Origin of the sequence: Lysobacter cavernae, from assembly GCF_042648505.1 — a bacterium.
Lineage (GTDB): Bacteria > Pseudomonadota > Gammaproteobacteria > Xanthomonadales > Xanthomonadaceae > Lysobacter_L > Lysobacter_L cavernae.
The window spans coordinates 24,440-48,481 of sequence record NZ_JBHRXK010000006.1 but is presented as its reverse complement, the minus strand read 5'-3'; the positions used below and the strand labels follow the sequence as shown (position 1 = coordinate 48,481).

The 24,042-nt window shown below is 69.6% G+C and carries 26 protein-coding genes and 1 pseudogene; 14 read left to right on the top strand and 13 right to left on the bottom strand.

Annotated features, from left to right (window positions below):
- Nucleotides 1-16: 16 nt before the first annotated feature.
- Both ACFOLC_RS12870 and ACFOLC_RS12865 read right to left on the bottom strand, forming a co-directional pair.
- Nucleotides 17-622 (bottom strand): hypothetical protein, encoded by a 606-nt coding sequence (locus ACFOLC_RS12870; RefSeq protein WP_386759662.1) that lies wholly within the window; start codon nt 620-622, stop codon nt 17-19.
- Between the two features lie 101 nt (nt 623-723).
- Entirely contained in the window at nt 724-1,641 is a 918-nt protein-coding gene (locus tag ACFOLC_RS12865; protein ID WP_386759661.1) for a hypothetical protein, read from the bottom strand.
- A gap of 112 nt (nt 1,642-1,753) precedes the next feature.
- Between ACFOLC_RS12865 and ACFOLC_RS12860 the strand changes: the two genes are divergently transcribed.
- Nucleotides 1,754-3,031: an acetyl-CoA C-acetyltransferase gene (locus ACFOLC_RS12860; protein ID WP_386759660.1), complete on the top strand. Its 1,278-nt coding sequence runs from the start codon at nt 1,754-1,756 to the stop codon at nt 3,029-3,031.
- Nucleotides 3,032-3,136: 105 nt separating this feature from the next.
- On the opposite strand, the gene ACFOLC_RS12855 is transcribed toward ACFOLC_RS12860, so the two are convergent.
- The 3 genes from ACFOLC_RS12855 to ACFOLC_RS12845 form a co-directional block, all read right to left on the bottom strand.
- Entirely contained in the window at nt 3,137-4,399 is a 1,263-nt protein-coding gene (locus ACFOLC_RS12855) for a heme biosynthesis HemY N-terminal domain-containing protein (RefSeq protein ID WP_386759659.1), read from the bottom strand.
- A gap of 45 nt (nt 4,400-4,444) precedes the next feature.
- Entirely contained in the window at nt 4,445-5,404 is a 960-nt protein-coding gene (locus ACFOLC_RS12850) for a uroporphyrinogen-III C-methyltransferase (RefSeq protein ID WP_386759658.1), read from the bottom strand.
- 80 nt (nt 5,405-5,484) lie between these two features.
- Nucleotides 5,485-6,246 carry a uroporphyrinogen-III synthase gene (locus ACFOLC_RS12845; RefSeq protein ID WP_386759657.1) on the bottom strand — a complete coding sequence of 254 codons (762 nt, stop codon included), beginning with the start codon at nt 6,244-6,246 and terminating at the stop codon, nt 5,485-5,487.
- A gap of 63 nt (nt 6,247-6,309) precedes the next feature.
- Between ACFOLC_RS12845 and ACFOLC_RS12840 the strand changes: the two genes are divergently transcribed.
- From ACFOLC_RS12840 to ACFOLC_RS12820, 5 genes are all read left to right on the top strand, one after another.
- Nucleotides 6,310-6,801, top strand: coding sequence for a YiiD C-terminal domain-containing protein (locus tag ACFOLC_RS12840; RefSeq protein WP_386759656.1), 492 nt, complete (start codon nt 6,310-6,312; stop codon nt 6,799-6,801).
- A gap of 207 nt (nt 6,802-7,008) precedes the next feature.
- On the top strand, nt 7,009-7,470 hold the full coding sequence (locus ACFOLC_RS12835) for a hypothetical protein (RefSeq protein WP_386759655.1): 462 nt from the start codon (nt 7,009-7,011) through the stop codon (nt 7,468-7,470).
- Between the two features lie 68 nt (nt 7,471-7,538).
- Nucleotides 7,539-7,976 (top strand): rhodanese-like domain-containing protein, encoded by a 438-nt coding sequence (locus tag ACFOLC_RS12830; protein ID WP_386759654.1) that lies wholly within the window; start codon nt 7,539-7,541, stop codon nt 7,974-7,976.
- A 182-nt stretch (nt 7,977-8,158) separates the two neighbouring features.
- On the top strand, nt 8,159-8,680 hold the full coding sequence (gene secB / locus ACFOLC_RS12825) for a protein-export chaperone SecB (RefSeq protein ID WP_386759653.1): 522 nt from the start codon (nt 8,159-8,161) through the stop codon (nt 8,678-8,680).
- 46 nt (nt 8,681-8,726) lie between these two features.
- Entirely contained in the window at nt 8,727-9,752 is a 1,026-nt protein-coding gene (locus tag ACFOLC_RS12820) for an NAD(P)H-dependent glycerol-3-phosphate dehydrogenase (protein ID WP_386759652.1), read from the top strand.
- Between the two features lie 69 nt (nt 9,753-9,821).
- Here ACFOLC_RS12820 and ACFOLC_RS12815 read toward each other — a convergent pair whose 3' ends face one another.
- From ACFOLC_RS12815 to ACFOLC_RS12800, 4 genes are all read right to left on the bottom strand, one after another.
- On the bottom strand, nt 9,822-10,457 hold the full coding sequence (locus tag ACFOLC_RS12815) for an outer membrane beta-barrel protein (protein WP_386759651.1): 636 nt from the start codon (nt 10,455-10,457) through the stop codon (nt 9,822-9,824).
- 176 nt (nt 10,458-10,633) lie between these two features.
- Nucleotides 10,634-11,269, bottom strand: a complete 636-nt coding sequence (locus ACFOLC_RS12810) for an autotransporter outer membrane beta-barrel domain-containing protein (protein WP_386759650.1) — start codon at nt 11,267-11,269, stop codon at nt 10,634-10,636.
- A 214-nt stretch (nt 11,270-11,483) separates the two neighbouring features.
- Nucleotides 11,484-12,053, bottom strand: a complete 570-nt coding sequence (locus tag ACFOLC_RS12805) for an OmpO family porin (RefSeq protein WP_386759649.1) — start codon at nt 12,051-12,053, stop codon at nt 11,484-11,486.
- A gap of 176 nt (nt 12,054-12,229) precedes the next feature.
- Nucleotides 12,230-13,003, bottom strand: a complete 774-nt coding sequence (locus ACFOLC_RS12800; protein WP_386759648.1) for an outer membrane protein OmpK — start codon at nt 13,001-13,003, stop codon at nt 12,230-12,232.
- Between the two features lie 146 nt (nt 13,004-13,149).
- On the opposite strand from ACFOLC_RS12800, the gene ACFOLC_RS12795 reads away from it, so the two are divergent.
- Nucleotides 13,150-13,650: a DUF2165 family protein gene (locus tag ACFOLC_RS12795; RefSeq protein WP_386759647.1), complete on the top strand. Its 501-nt coding sequence runs from the start codon at nt 13,150-13,152 to the stop codon at nt 13,648-13,650.
- Between the two features lie 19 nt (nt 13,651-13,669).
- On the opposite strand, the gene trmL is transcribed toward ACFOLC_RS12795, so the two are convergent.
- Both trmL and ACFOLC_RS12785 read right to left on the bottom strand, forming a co-directional pair.
- Nucleotides 13,670-14,134 (bottom strand): tRNA (uridine(34)/cytosine(34)/5-carboxymethylaminomethyluridine(34)-2'-O)-methyltransferase TrmL, encoded by a 465-nt coding sequence (gene trmL / locus ACFOLC_RS12790; protein ID WP_386759646.1) that lies wholly within the window; start codon nt 14,132-14,134, stop codon nt 13,670-13,672.
- Between the two features lie 7 nt (nt 14,135-14,141).
- Nucleotides 14,142-15,074, bottom strand: coding sequence for a LysR family transcriptional regulator (locus ACFOLC_RS12785; RefSeq protein ID WP_386759645.1), 933 nt, complete (start codon nt 15,072-15,074; stop codon nt 14,142-14,144).
- A gap of 79 nt (nt 15,075-15,153) precedes the next feature.
- Here ACFOLC_RS12785 and gstA point away from each other — a divergent pair, with 79 nt between their 5' ends.
- A complete protein-coding gene (gene gstA / locus ACFOLC_RS12780) occupies nt 15,154-15,780 on the top strand; it encodes a glutathione transferase GstA (RefSeq protein WP_386759644.1) in 627 nt (208 codons plus the stop codon).
- A 7-nt stretch (nt 15,781-15,787) separates the two neighbouring features.
- Complete coding sequence (locus tag ACFOLC_RS12775; protein WP_386759643.1) at nt 15,788-16,117, top strand: DMT family transporter; 330 nt, start codon at nt 15,788-15,790, stop codon at nt 16,115-16,117.
- 19 nt (nt 16,118-16,136) lie between these two features.
- Here ACFOLC_RS12775 and ACFOLC_RS12770 read toward each other — a convergent pair whose 3' ends face one another.
- Nucleotides 16,137-16,871, bottom strand: a complete 735-nt coding sequence (locus ACFOLC_RS12770; RefSeq protein WP_386759642.1) for an SDR family oxidoreductase — start codon at nt 16,869-16,871, stop codon at nt 16,137-16,139.
- 188 nt (nt 16,872-17,059) lie between these two features.
- Between ACFOLC_RS12770 and ACFOLC_RS12765 the strand changes: the two genes are divergently transcribed.
- The 3 genes and pseudogenes from ACFOLC_RS12765 to ACFOLC_RS12755 all read left to right on the top strand — a co-directional run bounded on the left by ACFOLC_RS12765 (nt 17,060) and on the right by ACFOLC_RS12755 (nt 21,564).
- A complete protein-coding gene (locus ACFOLC_RS12765) occupies nt 17,060-19,912 on the top strand; it encodes a M16 family metallopeptidase (protein WP_386759641.1) in 2,853 nt (950 codons plus the stop codon).
- Between the two features lie 154 nt (nt 19,913-20,066).
- A pseudogene (locus ACFOLC_RS12760) lies at nt 20,067-20,363 on the top strand (DUF4156 domain-containing protein); the annotation flags it as partial.
- A gap of 178 nt (nt 20,364-20,541) precedes the next feature.
- Nucleotides 20,542-21,564 carry a 3-oxoacyl-ACP synthase III gene (locus tag ACFOLC_RS12755; protein ID WP_386759640.1) on the top strand — a complete coding sequence of 341 codons (1,023 nt, stop codon included), beginning with the start codon at nt 20,542-20,544 and terminating at the stop codon, nt 21,562-21,564.
- 68 nt (nt 21,565-21,632) lie between these two features.
- Here the strand turns inward: ACFOLC_RS12755 and ACFOLC_RS12750 are convergent, their stop codons facing one another.
- Nucleotides 21,633-22,376, bottom strand: coding sequence for a hypothetical protein (locus ACFOLC_RS12750; RefSeq protein ID WP_386759639.1), 744 nt, complete (start codon nt 22,374-22,376; stop codon nt 21,633-21,635).
- 232 nt (nt 22,377-22,608) lie between these two features.
- On the opposite strand from ACFOLC_RS12750, the gene ACFOLC_RS12745 reads away from it, so the two are divergent.
- Both ACFOLC_RS12745 and ACFOLC_RS12740 read left to right on the top strand, forming a co-directional pair.
- A complete protein-coding gene (locus tag ACFOLC_RS12745; RefSeq protein ID WP_386759638.1) occupies nt 22,609-23,490 on the top strand; it encodes a M15 family metallopeptidase in 882 nt (293 codons plus the stop codon).
- 97 nt (nt 23,491-23,587) lie between these two features.
- Nucleotides 23,588-23,857, top strand: a complete 270-nt coding sequence (locus tag ACFOLC_RS12740) for a PAAR domain-containing protein (protein ID WP_386759637.1) — start codon at nt 23,588-23,590, stop codon at nt 23,855-23,857.
- Nucleotides 23,858-24,042 lie beyond the last annotated feature (185 nt).

The window sequence follows — 24,042 nt, the reverse complement described above, 5'->3', positions numbered from 1 at the left end:
GCAACGGCGCGGCGGCTCAGCCGAGCGTCGGCCGCGGCTGCAGGCGCAGCACCAGCAGGCCCTCGCTCTGGGCATCGCGCAGGAAGTGGATGACCGCGTCCTCGACGACCTGGTCGAAGCCCTGTACCGGCGTCACCGGCGCCGCCTGCGTGACCGGGTCGGCGTTGCCGATGGTGGTGTGCAGGGCATGCTCGTAGCTCTTTTCCACCACCTTGCCGTCGCGCGTCATGGCGATGGTGATCTTGTAGCCGTCGGTGATGACGCTGCCCTTGCCACCGAAGGTCAAGCCGGTGACGAAGCCGCTGCCGGCGGCCTTGCCGAGGTCGGCGATGTTGTCGAGCTTGACCTGCAGCGCAGTCGGGGCGCTGCCATCATCGAGCGTGACCACGCCACTCTTGCCGAGCGCTCGTTCGACGGCGCCACGGGCGACTTTGTCGGCGCGCGGATAGCGCTCGCCGTTGCGGTAGAACTCGACGTCGAGTTTGACCGTATGCGCCTGTGCCGGCTTCTGCACTGCCGTCCAGGTCAGGTCGTGCATGCGCGTGTCGACGTACGACTTGGTGCTGATGCAGCCGCTGAGCGCGCACACTGCCAGCAGCCCCACGAGTGACTTTCGGATCATGGATATCCCCTGTTGTGATGGATGCGCCGGCGCTGCCGGCGCGGCCGATCCCCATCGGCCGGGATCCATGTTAGCCGCAGTTCGCCCGCGGCCGCGACGCCTCAAGTCAGTGCTTCGCGGCCCTCGCCCGGGCTGTGCACGAAGTTGACGGTGATGCCGTGCGCGCCCAGCACCGCCGCGATCTGCCGCTGTCGCGTCTGGAAGTGCTGGTGCTGGCGTTCGAGCCGCTCGCGGCATTCCGGTGTGTTGCATGGGGCATCGGTCGCGTAGCGCGCCTTCCACGCGCGCGGCTCGAACAGGGCGATGCGCGCCTCGCCGTCGACGTAATGCACCAGCGGCTCCGGCGGCGCGTCCAGCCATTCCTCGCCTTGTGGCTGCAGCAGCGCGGTCTCCAGCAGCGGCCATAGCGGCGCCAGGCCGGCGTGCTCGTACTGCAGCGCCATCATCGCGGCTAGGTCGTGCACGGTCAGGTAGCGGGCGTGCTCGACCTGCACGCCGAACGCGTCCTGCGCCGCCAGTGCGGTGTCGGCACCGGCCATGCCACGCTCGAGCAGGCCGCTCTCGAGGGCGTCGCCAACGCGCGCCGCGGTGGCGTCGTCGTTGTCGCCAGCGAGCGCCTGCGGGCTCAGTAAAAACGGCACCAGCCGCAGCGGGCCGCCGAAAAAGTCCGCGGACGGCGCCAGCGTGCCCGGCAACTGCCCGGCATGGGCGCCGAACGCGATCACGCGCGGTTCCGGGCGACCCGGCGCGCGCGCGGCGAGCTGGTCGAGTTCGTGGTGCAGCGGCCAGCCCGGGCGCAGCAGTTCGACCGGGTCGTAGTGCGCACCGACCGTGACCAGTTCCAGTGTCGCGGCGTCGGGCGCGAACGCGGCCAGGTCGCGCGCAATCAGCGCGGCGAGCGCGCCGACCTGCGTCTGGGCCAGGGCTTGCCGCGCCACCGGCGCATCGCCGCGCAACTCCAGCGCGAGCGCACCGAGCACGTGCAGGGGGGCGGGGTGGGGGCTGGCGGCTGAACTCATGGATACGCTGGCGTTTGGTCGCACGCGGAGGCGGCGCTACACTGCGGCCATTATGCCCGCAGCGGTGTTGCGGGCCGGTCAGCTACTAAAAGATCTCCCACGAGGTGTTCCGATGCGTCCTGCCCGTCCCGTCGCCGTGCTTGGTGGCGTCCGCATTCCGTTCTGCCGCCAGAACACGGCCTACGCGGACGTCGGCAACCTCGGCATGTCGGTGCGGACCCTGGGCGCGCTGGTCGAGAAGTTCGGCCTGCACGGCCAGCAGCTTGGCGAGGTCGCGATGGGTGCGGTCATCAAGCACTCCAGCGACTGGAACCTCGGCCGTGAGGCGGCATTGTCCTCGGGCCTGTCGCCGCTGACTCCCGGCATCACCCTGCAGCGCGCCTGCGGCACCTCGCTGGACTCGATCATCACCATCGGCAACAAGATTGCCGCCGGCCAGATCGAGGTCGGCATCGGCGGTGGCTCCGACACCACCTCCGACGTGCCGATCGTGTACGGGCACAAGCTGCGCCGGCGCCTGCTCGAGGCGGCGCGGGCGAAGACGCCGAAAGAGAAGCTGGCCGCGTTCAAGGGCTTCCACCTGCGCGAGTTGAAGCCCGAGTTCCCCGGCGTGGCCGAGCCGCGCACCGGCAAATCGATGGGCGAGCACTGCGAGGACATGGCCAAGCAGTGGAACATCGCGCGCGACTCGCAGGACGAATGGGCGCTGTCGTCGCACCAGAAGCTGGCCGCGGCCTACGAGCGCGGCTTCTTCGACGACCTGGTGGTGAGCTTCCGCGGCGTCTCGCGCGACAACATCCTGCGCCCGGACAGCACGCTGGAGAAACTGGCGTCGTTGAAGCCGGCGTTCGACAAGACCTCCGGTCGCGGCACCCTGACCGCGGCCAACTCGACGCCGCTCACCGACGGCGCCGCGGCCTGCCTGCTGGCGTCGGAGGAGTGGGCGCAGGCGCACAACCACGAAGTGCTGTGCTACCTGCGCGACGCGCAGGTCGCTGCGGTCGACTTCGTCCACGGCGAAGGCCTGCTGATGGCGCCGACCGTGGCCGTGCCGGAGATGCTCAAGCGCAACGGACTGAGCCTGCAGGATTTCGACTTCTACGAGATCCACGAGGCCTTCGCCGCGCAGGTGCTGTGCACGCTGCGCGCCTGGGAGAGCGAGGAGTACTGCAAGAGCCGCCTCGGCCTGGACGCGCCGCTGGGCCGCATCGACGTCAACAAGATCAACCCGAACGGCTCCTCACTGGCGGCCGGTCATCCGTTTGCCGCGACCGGCGCGCGCATCGTCGCCACCGCCGCGAAGGAACTGAAGCAGCGCGGTGGTGGCCGCTGCCTGGTGTCGATCTGCACCGCCGGCGGCATGGGCGTGGTGGCGATCCTGGAGCGTTGAGGGGCGCACGGCCGAATCCATACGCCGGCTCGATGCAGCGGTTGCTAGCGTCTGCGAAGCCTGCGCCATTCCCTTCGCGCCGTATCGCGGCTTCCGCGGCGGCACTCAACCGCGCAGCCGCGGCACCCCGTGCTCGTCGCGTTCCTCGGTCACGGCTTCGTCGAAGATCTTCTGCCGCAGGTCGCGGCCCGGCAATTCGTTAGTCGCCTCGCCACGCGCGGCGCGCAGGGCGTTGGCGTAGCTCAGTCGCGCACGTGATTCGTCACCGGCCTGGGCGAAGCCGTGGCCGAGTTCTTCCCAGGCGTCGCTGTGGGCACCCTGGGCGAGCGCACGGTGCAGGTAGGTCTCGGCTTGCGGCCATTGGCCTTGGGCACGGGCCAGGCGGGCGAGGGTGACCAGCAGCGCCGGACTGGCCGGGTGCGCCTGCAGCCAGCGCTCGGCGCTGCTGCGGCGAGCATCGAGGCGGCCTGCATCCTGTGGCGTGGGCAGGCGGCCGTAGAGGTCGGCGAGTGATTCGTCCCAGCGTGTGTCTAGCGCCTGCTCGATGCTCTTGGCCGCGGCTTCCTCCCAGCGCAGCGCGGCGGCGCGTTCGGCGTAGGCGGCGACTGCGGCGGGGTCGCTCCTGAGCGGTTTCGGCAAGGCCTCCCAGCGGTCGGCGAGGACGTTGGCGTCGCCGGCTTGGCGCAGCGAGGCCTCGGCCCACTGTGCTTCCAGTCGCGTCAGGCGCTCGCTGGGCCAGGCCTGCTGCTGGCGCAGCGCGCCGAGCAGGCCGTAGGCCTCACCGGCTCGACCGAGCGCGACCAGCGCCTTGGCGCGCAGCGCCAGGCCGCGCGGCGGCAGCGGTGCGGCGCTGGCGGCATCGAGTGCGGCCAGGGCCTCGACGGGGCGATCCTGCGCCAGGGCCAGTTCGGCCACGGCCAGCGTGCGGCTGCTGCCGTGGTCCAGGCCCAGCGCATCGATCGACCGATTCGCCGCGGCGCTGTCGCCGCGCGCGGCCGCGGCGCGGGCGGCGCCGAGGTGGGCGATGGCGGCGACGTCGGCATGCTCGGCGGCCTGCGTCAGCGCCTTCTCGGCCCGGTTCCAGTGGCCCTGGTGCAGGGCTTCCAGGCCTTCGCTCAGGCGCGTGCGGCCCTGGTTGTCGCGACGCCGGCGCCAGGCATTGAACGGCAGGTTCAGCACCCGCCAAGCCAGCCACAGTGCGGCCAATACGGCGAGCACGATCAGCACCGCGGCGGCCAGCGTGGTGCTGTAGTCGGTGCCGCGGTAACGCACCAGCACGTAGCCCGGGTCCTGCACCAGCAATTGCGCGACCAGGGCGCCGACCAGCGCCAGCACGATCCAGAACAGCAGGTTGCGGAACAGGTTCATCGACACTCCGGGTTGATCGTCACTCCAAGGCCATCGGCGCGGGCGTCAACGGGCCGCACGCAACTGGCGCAATTGCTGCAGTGTGCTGCCCAGGGTCGGAAGCGACAGTGAAAGCGGCTGCGCGGCGATCACCTTGAGCTGCGCGCGGCGCTGGTCGAGCCCCGGCGACGGCGGCCACAGCCGCGTCAGCCAGCCGTCGACGCGGGCGAGCGCGGCGCGGTAACCGCTCTCGTCGCGGCGCTCGGCAGCGGCGCGCGCGAGCGAGATTTCCAGCTGCAGCGCGGCTTGCGCGGCGGCGCGGTCGGCCGGCTGCACCGCCAGCGTGCGGTCGCTGGGGCGCACGTCGATGAGGCTGGCGAAAGCGCGGCGCCACCACGGCGCGCGGGCTTCGGCGTCGGACGGCAGCGCCGCCGGGGCGGTGTGGGTCGCCTGCGCGAACGCGTCGAGCTGCAGCATCGCCTGCACGCGCGGCTCGGCGCCGAGCGCATCGAGCGCGGTGCGCTCTTGCTGCAGGGTCTGCCGCAGGCTCAGGTAGGCCGGATCGTCGACGCCGTCGAGCACGTGGCCGGCCAGGGCGTAGGCGCGGCGCGCACCGTCGAGGTCGCCGGCGATCAGCAGCCGCTGCTGGGCGAGGGTGAGCAGCAGCTCGGTCTCGTCCAGGCGCAGCGCCTGCGCGCCGTGGCGGTCGGGGTCGGCGAGTTTGGCGACGGTGTCCTCGATCAATGCGGCGCGTTGGCCGATGCCGAGCAGCTCGTCGCGCAGCACGCGGTTGGTGGCGTCGGCCTGCTGCAGGCGCTGCAGCTGCGCGCGCTGGTCGCGACGGATCGCGTCGATGCGGCCGTCGAGCGCATCCAGGCGCTGCCCGGCATCGGACGCCGCGGCGCGTTCGCGCGCTTCACGGGCCTGCCACTGCGTCCAACCGTACCCGCCAGCACCGGCGATCAGCAGCGCAAGCAGCCACCACCACCAGCCGCGCGGGCGATGGACGACGGGCGAGGATGGCATGGCATCGGGTGTCGAGGACACGGCAGCACGCGGGGCACGCGGAAGGTGGGGGACCGTCATGCTACCGGATGCGACGCGCGTCACGGCCGTCCGGCAGCGGCGAGCAGGTCACGCGGGCGGGGCCCACTGGCAATCACGACCTCGCCGAAACCGTGTTCGCGGGCGAGCGCGGCCAGGCGCTGGCTGGCGGCAACCACGCGGGCCTGTCGCAGTGCCGCGGCGGCATCGGTCGGCAGCGCGGCGAGAACGACCTGCAGGGCTTCGCCGCTCGACAATGCCAGCGTGGCCGGCGCGACCAGCGCCCGCAGTTGCGCGACGGCGCGCGGCGACGGCGGCACCGGCACGCGGTCGTACACGTCGGCGCGCAGCACGCGGGCGCCGCGCGCCTGCAACGTCGGCACCAACAGGCCGCGACCACCGGGCGCGCTGACAAAACCGAGCGTGCTGTCACGCAGATCGGCCAGATCCGGCAAGGCCAGCAGGCCTTCGCTGTCCATGCGTGCCGGTGCCTGCACCGCGTCGATGCCGGCACGGTGCAGCGCCGCGGCCGAGCCGGCACCGACCGCGAACCAACGCTGGCCGGCGCGCCGGCGCAACGGTTGCAGCGCCTGCGCCGCGCGCACCGCGGTCGGGCTGGTGAACAGCACCCGCGGTGCCGCCAGCGCCGCGCGCAGTGCCGCCCGTGTGCGGTCGTCGTCGCGCACCTGCAGGCGCCACGGCGACAATGCGATCAATCCGCCGCCACGGCGTGCGGCACCGCGGCGCAGCGCGGCGTGCTCGCCGCGCGGTCGCAGCGAGATCACGTACCATCCCGGCCTTCGTGGTGGCGTGCCTGCGTGCATGCCCTCAGCATAGCCGGCCCGATAGCCGGCACGTTTTGGCTTCCCGACGTTCCCCCGGACTGCATGAACTCCAACGACCCCATCGACGACCGCAGCGGTCACCTCGACGCCGCCCTGCAGCGCCTGCACCACCATTACCAGTCGATGCCGCCGGTGGCGGCGATGCAGGTGCGCATCGCCGGCTACGACGGCCAGCGCCTGCAGCTGCACGCGCCGCTGGCGCAGCACGTCAACGACAAGGGCTGCGCGTTCGGCGGCAGCCTCGCCTCGATCATGACGCTGGCCTCGTGGGGACTGGTGTCGCTGCATCTGGAAGAGGCTGGCATTGCCGCCGAGGTGTTTGTCGCCGACAGCCAGATCCGCTACCTGGCGCCGCTGTTCGCCGACCTCGACGTGCACGCGCAGCTGGCGCCGGACGCGAACTGGCCCAGCTTCATCGCCACCCTGCGCGAGCGCGGCCGCGCCCGCACCGGCCTGGCCGCGCGCGCGCTGCTGCCCGGTGGCGGCGTCGCCACCGAGTTCACCGCGCGCTACGTGGCCATCGCCAAGGCCTGACGAACCGTTGGCAGGTGCTTGAAAAACGCCCATCCAGGGTGTTTTTCAAGCCGTCAGTCTCCGGTACATGCCCGGACTGGCTCGCGGCACATCAAACGCTTGCGCGCCTGCTGCACCGACGCGGCCATCCATGGCCGCGCCAACAGGGTGTTTTCAACGCCCTGTTAGGATGGCGGCCTGCATCGTCGTGGTCGGGGAGTCCATCGAATGCGTCTGGTCCAATCCGTGCTGATCCAATCCAGGCTGATTCAATCCAGGTTGATCCAAGCCGCGCTGCTGCTGTGCCTGCTGGCGGTCGCCGGCGGCGCCGTGGCCAGCCGCAAGACCGACAAGCTCGATGCCAACCAGTACGCCTGGTCCGGGGCGATCCGCTGGGGCGATTTCGAAGGGGCCTGGAACCTGGTCGATCCGAAGATCCGTGAGGCGCAGCCGGTCAGCGACCTCGAATTCGAGCGCTACAAGCAGGTGCAGATCACTTCCTACCGCGACCGCGGCTCCAACCTCGACAAGAAGGCCGGCACCGCCGTGCGCGACGTCGAGATCGGTGTGGTCAACCGCCACACCCTGGCCGAGCGCAGCGTGCGCTACCGCGAGCAATGGCGCTGGGACGAGGAGGGCAAGACCTGGTGGCTGACCACCGGCCTGCCGGACCTGTGGGACGGGCTCTGAGGCCGGTGTTTTGCACCGCTGCGGGCGCTGGGTGACAATCCCGCCCCCGCTTCTGCCGTCGTGATGCCGTGACCTTCTCCGAACTGCTGGCCTTTGCCGAGCGCAACCCCTACCTGTCGCTGGCGCTGGTCGGCCTCACGATTGCGATCCTCTACACCGAAGTCATGCGCCTGTTCCGCGGCTACAAGGCGCTGCGTCCGGCCGGACTGACCAGCCTGATCAACCGCGAGAACGCGCTGGTGGTCGACCTGTCGGCCAGCAACGACTTCGAGAAAGGCCACATCGCCGGCAGCAAGTCGGTGCAGCCGAGCCAGTTCGATCCGGAGAACAAGTTGCTCGCCAATGCCAAGGCGCTGCCGGTGGTGGTGGTATGCCGCAACGGCCAGGCCTCGGCCGACGCCGCCAAGCGCCTGAAGAAGGCCGGTTTCGAGCACGTCTACTGGCTCGACGGCGGTGTGCAGGCCTGGCAGCAGGCCGATCTGCCGCTGGTGAAGGGCCGGGCTTGACCGGCCGCCAAGGCGGCACGCTCGGCCGGGCTTGATCGGTCGCCACGGCGCCCCAACACCACCCCGAGGGGATCGCATCACACGTTGCTGTGATCGGGCCGCTCGCGCAATCTGAACAGCCGGCCGCGCCGAGGGTGCGTGCCATAATCGACCACTTATCGCATTTAGTCTGGAGTCACGTGATGTCCGAAGAAAACGTCAACGGCGCCGCCGCCGAAGCTGCCCAAGCCACCGGTCCGGCGTTCACCGTCGAGAAGATCTACGTCAAGGACGTTTCCTTCGAAGTCCCGGGCGCACCGGGCGTGTTCAACGAGCAGGCCCAGCCGCAGTTGCAGATGAACCTCAACCAGAGCGTGCAGCGCCTCAACGACAACGCCTTCGAGGTCGTGCTCGGCATCACCCTGACCTGCAACTCCGACGACAAGCCGTTGTACCTGGTCGAAGTGAAGCAGGCCGGCGTGTTCGGTCTGGCCGGTTTTGACGCGCAGACCCTCGACGGCATGCTCGGCACGCACTGCCCGAACGTGCTGTACCCGTACGCGCGCCAGCTGATCAGCGAGCTGATCCAGTCCGGCGGCTTCCCGCCGTTCTTCCTGCAGCCGATCAACTTCGACGCGCTCTACGCCGAAGGCCTGCGCCAGCGCGCGGCACAGGCCGGTCAGAACGGCGGCCTGGCCGACGCCGAGACCGCCGGCAACGCCTGATCCGGGCCGCGGCATGGACGCGGACACGTCTACCCCGGCGGAGCCTGTGAAGGCAGGCCTGCCCGCCGTCGCGGTGATCGGCGCCGGCTCCTGGGGCACCGCCCTGGCGGCGCTGATCGCCCGGCACGGTCACCCGACCGTGCTGTGGGGCCGCGATGCCGACTGCATCGCGGCGATCGGGCAACGCCACGAGAACCCGCGCTACCTGCCTGGCATCGCCCTGCCGGCCGCGCTGCGCGCCACCACCGACCTGGCCGCCGCCCTGCACGGCGCCGACCTGGTGCTGGTGGTGGTGCCGTCGCACGCGTTCGCGCAGACCCTGCGCGCGCTGGCCCCGCACCGGCCGGCGCACGCCGGCGTGGCCTGGGCGACCAAGGGCTTCGAGCCCGGCAGCGGCCGCTTCCTGCACGAGGTCGCCGAAGAAGTGCTCGGCGACGGCGTGCCGCTGGCCGTGGTCACCGGGCCGTCGTTCGCCAAGGAGGTCGCGATCGGTCTGCCGACCGCGCTGACCGTGCACGGCCACGACGCCGCGTTCGCGCAGAGCGTCGCCGACGCGCTGCACGGCCCGGCCTTCCGCGCCTACACCGGCGACGACATGCTCGGCGCCGAACTCGGCGGCGCGATGAAGAACGTGCTGGCCGTGGCCACCGGCGTCGCCGACGGCATGCAGCTCGGCCTCAACGCCCGCGCCGGCCTGATCACCCGCGGCCTCAACGAGATGCTGCGGCTCAACCACGCCATCGGCGGCAAGGCCGAGACCCTGATGGGCCTGGCCGGGCTCGGTGACCTGGTGCTGACCTGCACCGGCGACCTGTCGCGCAACCGCCGCCTCGGCCTCGCCCTCGGCCGCGGCCAGTCGATCGCCGACGCGGTGCGCGAGATCGGCCAGGTGGTCGAGTCGGTGCAGACCGCCGACGAGGTCATGCGCCAGGCCGACAAGCACGGCATTGAACTGCCGATCTCCAGCGCGGTGCAGGCGGTGCTGCACGGCGAGATCACCCCGGCCGATGGCCTGCGCCAGTTGCTCGCGCGCGAGCAGAAGCCGGAGTACCCGCAGAACCTGTTCGGTTGAGGCGTGGCCTTGCAGTCACGAAAAAGCCCGGCCGAAGCCGGGCTTTTTCGTGTCGCGGTGGTGCGTCGATCAGAAGCTGGCGCGCAGGCCGACCGTGAACAGCGACGTGTCGTCAACCAACTCGGCCTCGCCGCTGATGCCCCAGGCCGGGCTGAACTTGTACTGCGCGCCCACGGTGGCGCCGAACTCGCCGTCGTAGACGTCGCCGTCGGTGTAGTGGCCCTTGATCCAGCCCTCGAGGCTGTCGGCCAGCAGGCCGCGCACGCCGATCGCGAGGCGGGCGTCGTCACCCTCGTTGTTCTCGCCCTCGACGTCCACCTCGGTGCCGAGGTAGCTGATTTCGGTGAGGAGGTCGGCGCGCTCGGACAGGCCGTGGTGGTAGCCCAGGCCGAGGTTGAGCTGGCTCATGTCGACGTCGGCGCTGCCGCCGCCGATGCCCAGGATGGTCACGCCGACATCGTCGCTGCCCGACTTGTAGCCGCCGAACAGGTGGAACGACTCGCCCAGCTCGGCCGAGCCGGCGATGAAGAAACCGCCGGCCTCGATATCATCGATGCGGGCCAGGTCACCGTCGACGGCGACGTCCGGCAGTTTCTGGTTGAGCTGGGCGTAGCCGCCCTCGATGTAGCTGTAGCTGATTTCGCCGGCCGATGCGGCGAGCGGTGCCACGGCCAGCGCAAGCGCCAGCCCCAATTGTTTGTGCATGGTTCCCCCAAGGATGACGGTTGTATTGGTGCCACGAAGCGGCGGGGTAAATTAACAATATCTTTACTTAACTGAACGTGTCACAGGTTCCAGATGCCAGTGCTGCCCCTGTCGGTGAAGCACCATGAAAAAGCCCGGCCGGAGCCGGGCTTTTTCATGTCGCGATGGTGCGTCGATCAGAAGCTGGCGCGCACGCCGACCCGGTAGTTGGTCTCGTCTTCGATGAACTCGACTTCGCCGACGATGCCCCAGGTCGGGTTGAACTTGACCTGGCCACCGAGCGTGGCAGTAAAGGTGCCGTCGAAATCGCCGCCGTCGAGGTAGCCGACCTTCAACCAGCCTTCGACGTTGTCGGAGGCCGCGCCGCGGACGCCGACGGCGATCTTGCCACCGGAAAAGCTGTTGCTGCCCTTGCTCTCCGGGCCGCCGGGCAGTGACGCCGTCACGTCGGTGCCCTGGCGCAGGTACGACAGTTCGGCCAGGAAGTCGACGCGCTCGCCCATGGCCTGGTGGTAGCCCAGGCCGAGCTCGCTCTGGTCGAGGTCGATGTCGATCCGGAGCGGGCCGCCGAAGACGTCATAGCGCTGATCGGTGCTGACCTGGTTGTAGCCGCCGAACACGTGGTAGCTGCCGCCGAAGCCGAACGAGCCGCGGATGTAGGCGCCGTCGCCTTCGGGGTTGTTCAATTCTCCCTCGTCGATATGCAGCTTGGCGTAGCCGCCTTCGACGTAGGTGTAGCTGAGGCCATCGGCCGCGGAGGCGGCAAGCGGTGCCATGGCCAGCAGTGCGGCCAATGCGAATTCCTTCTTCATGAAATCCCCTGATCCTTTTTGGTTATGAGTGTCCGGCCGCTTCACGGCGGCGGTGCACGATAACGATAAATTCACAACCGGGCAACGTGACCGCGGCCGCATCGCAGGTGTGCGAATGACTCCAAAAAAAAGCCCGGCCGGAGCCGGGCTTTCGATCGCGACATTTCGGGGGAGAGAGAGAAATCGCGATTGTTGCGGTGTTGCCCGGTGGCGCTTAGAAGCTGGCGCGCGGACCGACGAAGTACTGGGTGTCGCCATCGACGAACTTGACGTCGCCGTTGATGCCCCAGGTCTGGTTGAACTTCACCTGGGCGCCGAGGCGGCCGTAGAACTCGCCGTCGATGCCGTGGTCGTAGTCCTCGTAACCGGCCAGGGCGTAGCCCTCGAAGTTCGGGTTGAAGGCGCCACGGACACCGGCTTCCACGCTCCAGCCGTCGAAATCGGCGTTGCTGCCGGCATCGAACTTCTCGTAGGCGACGCGGGTGAGCAGGTCGATCTGCGGGTTCAGCTCGTGGTTGTAGCCCAGGCCGACGCGCCACTGGTCGAAATCGATGCTGGTGCCGTCGATTTCCTGGTTGCTGTAGCCACCGAAGATGTGGAAGTTCGGAGCGATCGCGCCTGAGCCGTTGATGGCCCAGCCGTCGGAGTCGGCGCCGTCGGTGCTGGTGCCGGCGTACCCGCCTTCAACGTAGGTGTAGGACACGCCCTCGGCCGCGGAGGCGGCGAACGGCAGGGCGGCGAGCAGGGTCAGGGCGGCAAGCTTGGAAATCGGGGAACGCTTCATAAGGTCTCAGCCTCTAGTGTTATTTGGTCCGGGGCCGGTCGGGGGAAGACGGATACCGGCTCCGGTGGCGAGCAGTATCCAGACCTAACTGAAATTTAACCTGAATTCTGAACCGGAAAGTGCAGGAACTAACCCGGCAGAAGGCGGTCAGGCGGTTCCGGTCACGCCATCCGGGACTAGAAATGCCAGCGCAGCAGCACGCTGGCGGCATTCTGGTCGGTGCGCAATGCGGCGCTGTCGCCGATGCCGTACTTGTTGCGCCAGATATCGATCTCGGCGCCCAGCCAGAGCTTGCCGTCGGCGTGGCCGAGGGCGTGGCCCAGGTCCCACTTGAGCTGCGGCACGATGTGCAGGTTCCACGCGTGCGGCCCGCCCGGGGCGACGTAGTCAATGAAGCCGTCGATCAGGAAGCGCTGCTGGCCGATCGCGAACGGCCGCGCCCCGCTCAAGGTCAGCTGCCAGGTGTCCCAGTCGCCCTGGTGCAAATCCTTGCGCGCGTAGACGTTGGCCTGGAAGTAGCTGAACCCGGGCAGGTCGAGGTCGACGCCGAGGCCAAGCAGGCCCGACTCGGTGGTCTGCGAATCGCGGCCGAGCTCGTAGGTGGCGGCGATCAGCACGTCCTTGACCGGCCCGGCCGTCAGCGCGCGGCCGCTGAGCTTGCCCAGGCTCAGGCGTGGCGAGAACTCGCCGTACCAGCTGCTGCGGTGGCCGGCACCGTCGGCACGGGCGTAGTGGGTCGAGTCGACGAACCAGTACAGGTCGCCGACCGACCAGCCGCTGGATTGCTCCAGGGTGAGCGTGCCCTGCGGGCTCGGGTCGACCTCGAAGCCGCCGCCGTACAGGCCCGACACGCTGGTGTCGGCGAACAGCAGCGCGCCGTCGCCTTCGGCGGCGATGGCCGGGATGCTGATCGCGGCCAGCATGAGCGCGAAGGCAGTGCGAGGCGGCATGGTCGAACTCCGTGGGAGCCGCAGGCGAGCCTAGCAAGCGCGACGTGAAGCCTGGGACGCGCGCCGATGTGCAGGCCGCGTCGACAGCCCGCGCCATCGGCTCGGCTACCTTGCGCGAGGCACCGTCGCCTGCCTCAAGGACTGCCATGTGGATCCTGCGCCTGTCGAAGATCGCCGTGACCGCGGCCATCGCCCTGTTCGCCGGACTGGTCGCGTTCGGCAACCTCACCGATTACGGCACCAACTTCGCCTTCGTCCACCACGTGTTCCTCATGGACACGGTGTTTGAGCAGGCGACGATCAAGTACCGGGCCATCCAGACGCCTTGGATCCAGCACGTCGGTTACGTCGGCATCATCGCCGCCGAAACCGCGACCGCGTTGCTGTGCGGGTGGGGCGCGGCGCGGCTGTGGCGGCGCCGCAACGCCGGTGCGCGCGAGTTCAACCGCGGCAAGGACGTGGCGATCGCCGGCCTGAGCCTGGGCTTCCTGGTCTGGCAGGTCGCCTTCATGTCGGTGGGCGGTGAATGGTTCGGCATGTGGATGTCGAAGGAGTGGAACGGCGTGCCGGACGCTTTCCGCTTCTTCATCACGATCATGGCCGTGCTGATCTACGTGAGCCGGCCGGACACGGAGCTCGACACCTGAGCGAGGCGGCTCGCCGGCGTCAACCGCCGCCGGCGAAACCGTGCTGGCGCCAGGCCTCGAACACCACCACCGCGACCGTGTTGGACAGGTTGAGGCTGCGGTTGTCCGGGCGCATCGGCAGGCGCAGGCGCTGCTCGGCGGGGATCTGCTCCAGCACCTCGCCCGGCAGGCCACGGGTCTCGGGGCCGAACAAAAAAGCATCGCCGTCGACGTAACGCGGCGTGTCGTAACGCACCGTGCCGCGCGTGCTCAGCGCGAACAGGCGGCGCGGCGCGATGGCGGCGAGCGCCGCGGCGAGGCCGTCGTGCACCTGCAGCGTCGCGTACTCGTGGTAATCCAGGCCGGCGCGGCGCAACTGCTTGTCTTCGAGGGTGAAACCGAGTGGCGCGACCAGGTGCAGGCGCGCGCCGGTGTTGGCGCACAGGCGGATCACGTTGCCGGTGTTGGGCGGGATTTCCGGCTGGAACAGGACGACGTCGAACATCGGTGCATTATGCCGGCCGCGCGCGCTCACCCGAGAACAGCGCGGCCTGCGCGCGCAGGCGTTCGAACAGGAACTCGGCGAGCACGCCGATCCGGCGCACTTGGCGCAGGTCCGGGTGTGTGATCAGCCACAGCGGCACCGTCGCCTCCGGCAGGGCGGCGCCGATGCGTTGCAGCGCCGGTTCGCAGTCGCCCAGGTAGCACGGCAGTGCGGTCACGCCGAGGCCAGCCTTGGCGGCCTGCAGCAGCGCCAGCAGCGAATCGCCGCGATGGACGATGCGTTCGGGCGCGACATGCGTGGCGATCCAGCGCGCGCTGCCGACGTGCGACAGCGATTCGTCCGGTGCGATCCAGTCGTGCCCGGCGAGCGCCGTTACCGTCGCCGCGTGCCGCGCCAGGTACGACGGCGCGGCGTAGGGCGCGATGGCCACCGAGGCCACGCGTCGCGCGACCAGGTGCTCGGGCACCGTCGCGGTGGGACGGATCGCCAGGTCGGCGTCGCGGCGGCTCAGGTCGAAGATGGCGTTGGCCGCGGCGACCTCGACCACGATGCCCGGTTCGCGCTCGCGGAATTGCGCGAACAGCGGCGCGACGACGTGCAGCAGCGTGTCGGTGGTGGTGACGCGGACCTTGCCGGACAGGCGCAGGTCCTCGCCGAGCAGGCGCCGGTCGAGCGTGTCGAGCTCCTCGCCGATGCGCGCGGCGGCGGCGATGGCGACCTCGCCGGTCGGCGTCGGCGTGTAGCCGCGGCGGGCGCGCTCGAACAGGCGCGCGCCGACCCGCGCTTCCAGCGAGGCCAGGCGCCGGAACGCCGAGGAGTGGTCCACGCCCAGCTGCTTCGCCGCGCCGCCCAGGCTGCCGCGCTCGGCGATTGCCTGCAGCAGGCGCAGGTCGTCGAGGGCGATGCCGCCGTACGCGCTGTTTGTTTGCTTTTTACGCAAGCTAATCGTTCGTAAATGCCGTATTGGCTTGCGAAACATACAACAACATGCTGACGGCTCCCCACCCAGGAGTCGCAACGTGAAGCTCTACTACGCCACCAACAGCTGCTCGCTGTCGCCGCACATCATCGCCAACGAGGCCGGGATCGCGCTCGAACTGGAGCGGGTCGACATCGGCCGCTCGCCGCATCGGACCGAAGCCGGGCAGGACTTCGCCGCGATCAACCCAAAGGGCTACGTGCCGGCCTTGCGGCTCGACGATGGCAGCCTGCTGACCGAGGGCGTCGCCATCGCGCTGTATTTGGCCGACCACGCACCGACCAGCGGCCTGGTGCCGGCCGAGGGCACACCCGCGCGCTACCGCCTGCTGGAATGGCTGGCGTACATCAGCAGCGAGTTGCACAAGAGCTACAGCCCGTGGCTGTTCCACCCCGAACTCGGCGAGACCGCGCAGCAGGCCGCACGCGCCAAGGTCGCCATGCGGCTGGCGTTGATCGAACAGCATCTGGGCGAGCACGCGTACCTGCTCGGCGAGCATTTCGGCGCTGCCGACGCCTATGCGTTCACGGTGATCGGCTGGTCGAAATTCACCGGCGTCGACCTGGCACCGTTCCCGCGCATCGGCGAGTACCTGCAGCGCATCGCCGCGCGCCCGCACGTGCGCGCGGCGATGCGCGCGCAGGGCATGGCGCTGGCGGCGGCCTGAGGCGGTGATGAGCGCCGCCACCGCCTGGTTGATGCTGCTGCTCGCCGGCGTGCTCGACGTGCTGTGGGCGCTGGCGATGAAGCAGGCGCAGGGTTACACGCGGCTGGGCTGGACGCTGACGTCTTTGCTGCTGCTCGCCGCGTTCGTGTGGTTGCTGGGCAAGAGCCTGAGCGTGCTGCCGGTCGGTACCGCCTATGCGGTGTGGACCGGCATCGGTGCGGTCGGCACGGTGCTCGCCGGCGCGCTGCTGTTCGGCGAATCGCTGGGTGCGGCGCGGCTGGGCGGCATCGCCCTGGTGCTGGCGGGGATCGTGGTGCTGAAGCTGGCGCCAGGCTGAGTACGATCCGGTCGTGCCTTCACCACGGCAGCGATTGGCCCTGCCAGTCCCAAAAGCGGCCGCTGTCGGCGACGGTGGCGTTGTCGATGACGCGCAGCAGGCCCTGCACCGATTGTTGCGGGGTGATCTGCGCGCCGCTGCCGCCCATCTCGGTCTGCACCCAGCCCGGGTGCAGCGCCAGCACGGTGATGCCGCGCTCGGCCAGGACCTGTGCCAGCAGCGCGGTGGCCATATTTTGCGCGGCCTTGGAGATCGCGTAGCTGGGCGTGTGGAAGCCGTCGACCGAGGCGATCGAGCCGAGCACCGAGGACAGGTTGGCGACGATCGCGCCCCTTCGACCTTGCTCAGGGCGGGCATCGGCCAACTGCGGTGCCAGCGCCTGGGTCAGCAGGAACGGCCCGGTCGCGTTGCTGCGCAGGCTGTCGTCGAGCTGCGCCATCGGCACCTGGCCGAAGCGCTCGCCCGAATGCAGCACGCCGGCGTTGTTGATCAGCAGGTCGAGGCCGTCGGCGACCAGCGGCAGTTCGCGCACGAACGCCGTGCGCGATTTCGGGTCGGCCACGTCCAGCGGCAGCACGTGCAGGCGACCGGGGTATTCGCCGGCGAGGGTGTTCAGCGCGGTGGCCTTGCCGGGATGACGGGCCGTGGCGACCACGTGATCGCCGCGGGCCAGCAGCTGCCGCACGAACGCCAGGCCGAGGCCGCGGTTGGCGCCGGTGACCAGGCAGCGGCGGGGCGCAGGGGCGGGGCTCATCGCGGCATCTCGTCGGGGCGGGTGGCGGGCCAGTGTACGGGCAGGCATGTGCAGGCCTCGCAGCGCAACACGCAGGCGGCGTGCGGGCACGGGACTTGTGGCCTAGTGCCTGCGACCACGGCACGCGGCTAGGATGCAGGGTCTCCCGGTCAAGGGGTATCCGGGTCAATACTCAACAGGAGTGCTTCATGTCCGCAGCGCATCGGCCGCGTGCCGCCGTCCTCGCCCTTGCCCTCGCCGCCGCCCTCGGCGGCAGTGCGTTCGCGCCGTTGCCGGTACAGGCGGCGAGCCCGCCCCGCGTCGACATCGCCTACGAGCAGTTCACCCTGGCCAACGGCCTGCGCGTGGTCGTGCACACCGACCGCAAGGCGCCGATCGTCGCGGTCAACATCTGGTACCACGTCGGCAGCAAGGACGAACCGGCCGGCCGCAGCGGCTTCGCGCACCTGTTCGAGCACCTGATGTTCAACGGTTCGGAAAACAACCCGGGCGAGTTCTTCGAACCGTTCGAGCTGGTCGGCGCCACCGACATGAACGGCACCACCAATTCCGACCGCACCAACTACTTCCAGAACGTACCCACCACCGCGCTCGACATGGCGCTGTGGATGGAGTCCGACCGCATGGGCCACCTGCTCGGCGCGATCGACCAGAAGACCCTGGACGAGCAGCGCGGCGTGGTCCAGAACGAAAAGCGCCAGGGCGAGAACCAGCCCTACGGCCAGGTCTGGGACGAGCTGGGCAAGGCGATGTACCCGAAGACGCACCCGTACCACCACAGCACCATCGGCTCGATGGCCGACCTCAACGCGGCGTCGCTCGACGACGTCAAGAACTGGTTCCGCACCTGGTACGGCCCCAACAACGCCGTGCTGGTGCTGGCCGGTGACATCGACGTCGCCACCGCGAAGGAAAAAGTCACCAGGTACTTCGGCGACATCCCGGCGACGCCGAGCATGGCCCAGCCCAAGGTCGACGTCGCGCCGCTGGCCAAATCCACGCGCGCGACCCTGACCGACAAGGTCCCGCAGGCGCGCATCCACCGCGTCTGGAACGTCGCCCAGACCGGCACCGCCGACATCGACCGCCTGCAACTGCTGGCGCAGGTGCTCGGTGGCAGCAAATCCTCGCGCCTGGACAAGCGCCTGCTGTTCGACGACAAGCTGGTCGACAACGTCGCCGCGGCCGCGTACGGCTCGCAGCTGAGCTCCAACTTCCTGATCACCGCCGACGTCAAGCAAGGGGTGGATCCGGCCAAGGTCGAGGCGGTGATCGACGAGGAACTGCGCAAGCTGCTCAAGGACGGCCCCACCCGGACCGAGCTGGAGCAGGCGCGCACCGTGTTCAAGGCCGGCTTCGTGCGCGGCATCGAGCGCATCGGCGGCTTCGGCGGCAAGGCCGATGCGCTGGCCGAGTGCGCGGTCTACACCGGCAACCCGGGCTGCTTCCGCGACAGCCTCAAGACCATCGAAACCGCCAGCGCGAAGGACCTGCAGGCGGTCGGCAACCAGTGGCTCGGCCACGGCAGCCACACCCTGGTGGTGGTGCCCGGCGAGCGCACCGCGATCGCCGAAGAGCCGGCGGTGACGCCGGCGCCGCTGACGCTGCCGGCGGTCGACAGCAAGTACACCACCACCGCCAGCACGGTCGATCGCAGCAAGGGCGTGCCGGTCACGACGAGCTTCCCCGACCTGAAGTTCCCGGCGCTGCAGCGCGCCACGCTCAGCAACGGCACCCAGGTGATCCTGGCCGAGCGCCACGACGTGCCGGTGGTGCAGATGAGCTACCTGTTCAACGGCGGCTTTACCGCCGACCGCGGCCACAAGCTCGGCACGTCGAGCTTCGCGATGGGCATGCTCGACGAAGGCGCCGGCGACCTCGACGCGCTCGCGTTCGGCAACCGCGCCGAATCGCTCGGCGCCAACCTCGGCGCCAGCGCCGGCCTCGACGGTGGCGGCGCGTCGCTGTCGGCGTTGAAGGAAAACCTCGACCCGTCGCTGGGCCTGTTCGCGCAGATGCTGCGCGCGCCGCGCTTCGACCAGAAAGAAATCGACCGGGTCAAAGCGACCTGGATCGCCGGCATCGCCCAGGAGAAGGCGCGCCCGAACGGCGCGGCGATGCGCGTGCTGCCGCCGCTGCTGTACGGCGAAGGCCACCCCTACGCGATTCCGTTCAGCGGCAGCGGCACCGAAGCCTCGATCGCGTCGCTGACGCGCGACGACCTGGTCGGCTTCCACCGCGATTGGGTGCGGCCGCAGGGTGCGACCCTGGTCGTGGTCGGTGACACCACGCTGAAGGAGATCACCCCGTTGCTGGAGAAGCACCTCGGCGACTGGCAGGGCAACGGCACGGCCACGGCACCGGCCGCGGTCGCCAGCGTCGCGCGCCCGGCGCAGCCGCGCGTGTACCTGGTCGACCAGCCCGGCGCGATCCAGGCCAACATCTTCGCCGGCCAGGTGGTCCCGTCGACCAAGGACGCCGGAGCGGTCAAGTTCGACATTGCCAACGCGGTGCTCGGCGGCGAGTTTTCCTCGCGCCTCAACATGAACCTGCGCGAGGACAAGCACTGGGCCTACGGCGCCTACAGTTTCAGCTCCAACGCGCTCGGCCAGCGGCCGTGGATGGCGTTCGCGCCGGTGCAGATCGACAAGACCGCCGATTCGCTCAAGGAACTGCAGCGTGAGATCGGCAGCTACGCCAGCGGCAAGGCGCCGCCGACCGCGGCCGAGGTGGCCAAGATCCAGGCGACCGAGATCCGCGGCCTGCCGGGCTCGTACGAGACCGCCGCGGCGGTGATGAGCACGATCGGCGGCATCGTCCGCTACGACCGCCCCGACGACTACGTGTTCAAGCGGAAGGCCGAGATCGAGGCGCTGACGCCGGCGCAGGTCAAGGTGGCGGCGGCGACCATCGACGCGAACGCGCTGACCTGGGTCGTGGTCGGCGACCTCAAGCAGATCGAGCAGCCGATCCGCGCGCTGAAGCTGGGCGAGGTGCAGGTACTCGACGCCGATGGCCAGCAGGCCGCCGCGAAGAAGTAAGCGACGAAGTCAGACGCAGTTCACGCGTCGGCGTTCACAACTCGGGCGGGCGGGGTGACAATCCCGCCCGTCTTTTTTTCATGCGGGGCGGGCGGGCGCAGGCGATGCGCCCACCGCCGCGCCGTCCAGTCGGAGTCCGGTAATGCGTCAGTCCATGCGTGTGCTTGTCCTGTCCATCGCGAGCGTGGCCGCGGGCTGCACCTGGGTGCACATGGCGCCCGGTGCCTCGGCGGTGCGCGTGGTCACCGGCCCGCCGGCCGGCTGCGAGAAGCGCGGCGAAGTCGTGGTCTCGGTCAAGGACAGCGTCGCCTTTTACGACCGCAACGCCCTGCGCGTGCGCGAGGAGCTCGAGACGCTGGCGCGCAACGAGGCCCCGGGCCTGCAGGCCGACACCGTGCAGCCCCTGGCCGAGCCGCGCGACGGCGAGCAGCGGTTCGCGGCTTGGCGCTGCGGCGCGGGCGGGTCCAGGCCGGCAGCGCCGGCGGCCGCCGGCAGCGCGCAGACCTACCCGATCACGCGCTGAGCGCCTGAACGAGTCAGCCCGGGCCTTGGAAACAAACGCCAGCGGATGGCGGTCATGGCGATAAGACGTTAAGCTTTTGTGTTCTTACGCCTTCGGTTCGCCGCCCATGCTGTTCCAACACGTCGCCATCGCCGGCCTGGCCCACATCGACGCCCCGCGTCGGTTGACCACCGTCGAGATCAACGCCCGGCTCAAGCCGACGCTGGACCGCCTCGGCATCAAGGCGAACGTGCTGCAGGACGTCGCCGGCGTCAACGAGCGCCGCCTCTGGGACGGCAATGTCACCGCCTCCGATGCCGCCACCCTGGCCGCGGTCAAGGCATTGGCCGATGCCGGCATCGACACCGACCGCATCGGCCTGCTGGTCAACACCTCGGTCAGTCGTGACTACCTCGAGCCGTCCACGGCCAGCATCGTCGCCGGCAACCTGCGCCTGGGCGAGAACTGCCAGAACTTCGACGTCGCCAACGCCTGCCTCGCCTTCCTCAACGGCATGGACATCGCCAGCCGCATGATCGAGCGCGGCGAGATCGACTACGCCCTGGTCGTCGACGGCGAGACCGCCAACCTCGCCTACGAGAAGACGATCGAGCGCCTGAGCCAGTCGACCGTGACCGAAGAGCAGTTCCGCGACGAGATGGCGACGCTGACGCTGGGCAGCGGTGCCGCGGCGATGGTGATGGCGCGCGCCGAACTCGCCCCGGGTGCGCCGCGTTACCGCGGCAGCGTGACCCGCTCGGCCACCGAGTGGAACCAGCTGTGCCGCGGCGACATGGCCCACGACCGCATGGTTGCCGACGGCCGCATGCTGATGATCGAAGGCCTCAAGCTGGGCCACAAGACCTTTGCCGCGGCCCGCGCCGCGCTGGGTTGGGTGGTCGAGGAGCTCGACGAGTTCGTCATCCACCAGGTCAGCAAGGCGCACACGCAGGCCTTCCTCAAGGCCTTCGGCATCGACCCGAAGAAGGTCATGACCATCTTCGGCGAGCACGGCAACATCGGCCCGGCCTCGGTACCGATCGTGCTGAGCAAGCTGCGCGAGATGGGCCGTCTGAAGAAAGGCAGCCGCGTCGCCCTGCTTGGCATCGGCTCGGGCCTGAACTGCTCGATGGCGGAAGTGGTCTGGTAAGGGCTGCCTGATCCACGCATAAAAAAACCGGCCATCACGGCCGGTTTTTTTATGCGTGATGCGCCGCGCTATTGCGCCGGACAGGCCGGATCGAGACCGGCAAACCGCGCGCAGACCTTCTGCCGGCACACCAATCCCTTGGTGGTGTTGGCCCGCGGGCATTGCCGCAACAGCGCCTGCACGTCGGGCGAGCGCTGCGCGGAGCCACCGTTCTGGCTCTGGATCTTCTGCACCAGTTCGTCCATGGCGCTCTGGTCGCCGCGCTGGGCGGCGGTGCGCGTGGCGACGGGGTCGTCACGCTCGATGTTCTTGAGCAGGGTGGCGAGCAGATCGGAGTCCTTGCCGCCGACCGCGCGCGGCGTCGATGCGACGGCGGACGTTGCCGCCGCCGTGCGTTTGCGCGCCGATGCCCCGGAGGTGGCGGTGGCCACGGCCGGGACGGGCTTGGCGTTGGCGACAGGACTGGCCGCCGCCGCGGCCAGGGCGGCGGCCACCGCGTCGCCAGGGGCGTCGACCGCCGCCGCGCTGTTGGCCGGTTCGGTTTCGCTCGACGAGAACGGGGTCGCGCCGGGTTCCGGTGCGGCGTCGACGATCACCGCCGCCGCGGCAGGCGCAGTGCCGTCGGTGAAAGAGGGCGACGCGTCGGTCTGCTGCGCCGACACCGGCACGGATTCGGTGTAGAAGGCCTCTTCGCCACCGCGCAGCAGCAGGTAGCCGGCACACAGGCCGATCGCCGCAATGCCCAGGACCAGCACAAGCGGGCGCAGGCGACGTGGCCGAACCGCGACCGGGCGCTCCGGGCGGTTTTCCATGTTTGCTAAAATCCGGCCCGACGGCGCGGCCTGTGCCGGGCGGTTTTCCGCACCGGACAGCAGGCTGGGACGACTCGGCTTGGCCTCTTGCCGATCCACGTGGACTCCTTTCCAATCCGGGATGGGCCGGATTTCACGCTGATCCGCATTCTAGCCGACGCCATCGGGCCGTCAATCGGTGGCCATCGGCGGCAATTCGGGCCTTAATTTCAGCTTCCAGGGATGGGGACGCGTGATCGCGATCGGGGTGGTGGTGTTCTTCGCGGTGGTCTGCGTGGCCGCCTGGCTGGCGATGTTCCCGTCGGCGCGCGAGGCGTGCCTGGCCCTGTTCGATCGCTTCGCCCGGCGAGGCTCCAGGGCCGCTTCACGCTGGAGCTCGCGTGTCGCCGCGCAGGCCGACGACTCCTCGCAGGCGATGCGGGCCAGCGGCGCACGCACGCTGCGCCTGTTCTCGCGCCACCGCGTCCTGCTGCTGGCCACGGTGTTGCTGCTGGGCGTGCCGCCGCTGCTGATCCTGCAGCTGCGCCAGCGCCCCGCGCTGGAAATGTACGAGGGCGTCGACATCGACCGCGGCGGCTCGCAGGTGTTGGCGCTGCTGCGCGGCGAACGCCTGGTACCGCCGCCGGAGCTGCCGCCGGAAGTCTTCGTCGCCGCCGAGGCGACCTTGCTGCAGATGGGCGTGTCGGCGGTGGTGCCGGAAAAGATCGTCAGCGCCGACCGCCGCTGGGGTCGCATCGACCCGGACTTCCAGCAGCGCGTGCTGGCCGTCTACCAGGTCATGCGCGAGCAATACGGCTACGAGATGGCCCTGGTCGAAGGCTACCGCAGCCCGCAACGCCAGGCCGAACTCGCCCGCGGCGGCAAGGCCACTCGCGCCGGCGCCGGCCTGAGCTGTCACCAGTACGGACTGGCGGCGGACAGCGCGCCGCTGCGCGACGGCAAGCTGCAGTGGGACATGAACGACCCCTGGACCCGACAGGGCTACGCCCTCTACGGCAAGCTCGCCCAGGAGGCCGGGCTGGAATGGGGCGGCAGCTGGCGCAGCCTCAAGGACTACGTCCACGTCGAGTCCAAGGCCGCCTGCCGGGCGGCGATCCGCGCCGCGCGAGGGTGATCGCTAGGGTGATAAAGGCCGGCCAGTCCTGCTATCGTCATCAGCGGCGCAGGAAGCGGCTGGCCCGGCACGGCCGGACCGACAGGGAGCAGGTCTAATGTCCAAATCGTTCATCGTCCTCGGCGACAAGACCGACCACGGCGGGTCCGTGGTCAGCGTCTCGTCCCAGACCGACATCAACGGCAAGCCGGTCGCCCGCGTCGGCGACCAGGTGGCGTGTCCGAAGTGCAAGGGCGTGTTCCCGATCGCCGCCGGCGACGCCACCACGATCATCGATGGCCAGCCGGTGGCCCGGCACGGCGACAAGACCGCGTGCGGGGCGACGTTGATCGCGGGGCAGCAGAGTCAAGTATTTATCGACGGATGATGACACTTGTGAGCACCACAAGATTTCACACAAGACCGGCGAAGGGGTCGGCCTTTACGATGCTGGCGTTATCGACCCTCTTCTGCGGACGTTATCTGTGTCGCCAGCGTGCGTGAAGTCGAGAGTCGTTCGGGTTGGTTTGCGGTCTCCGGTTTGATTGGCTTGAATTGGATGGGAGTGGTGAA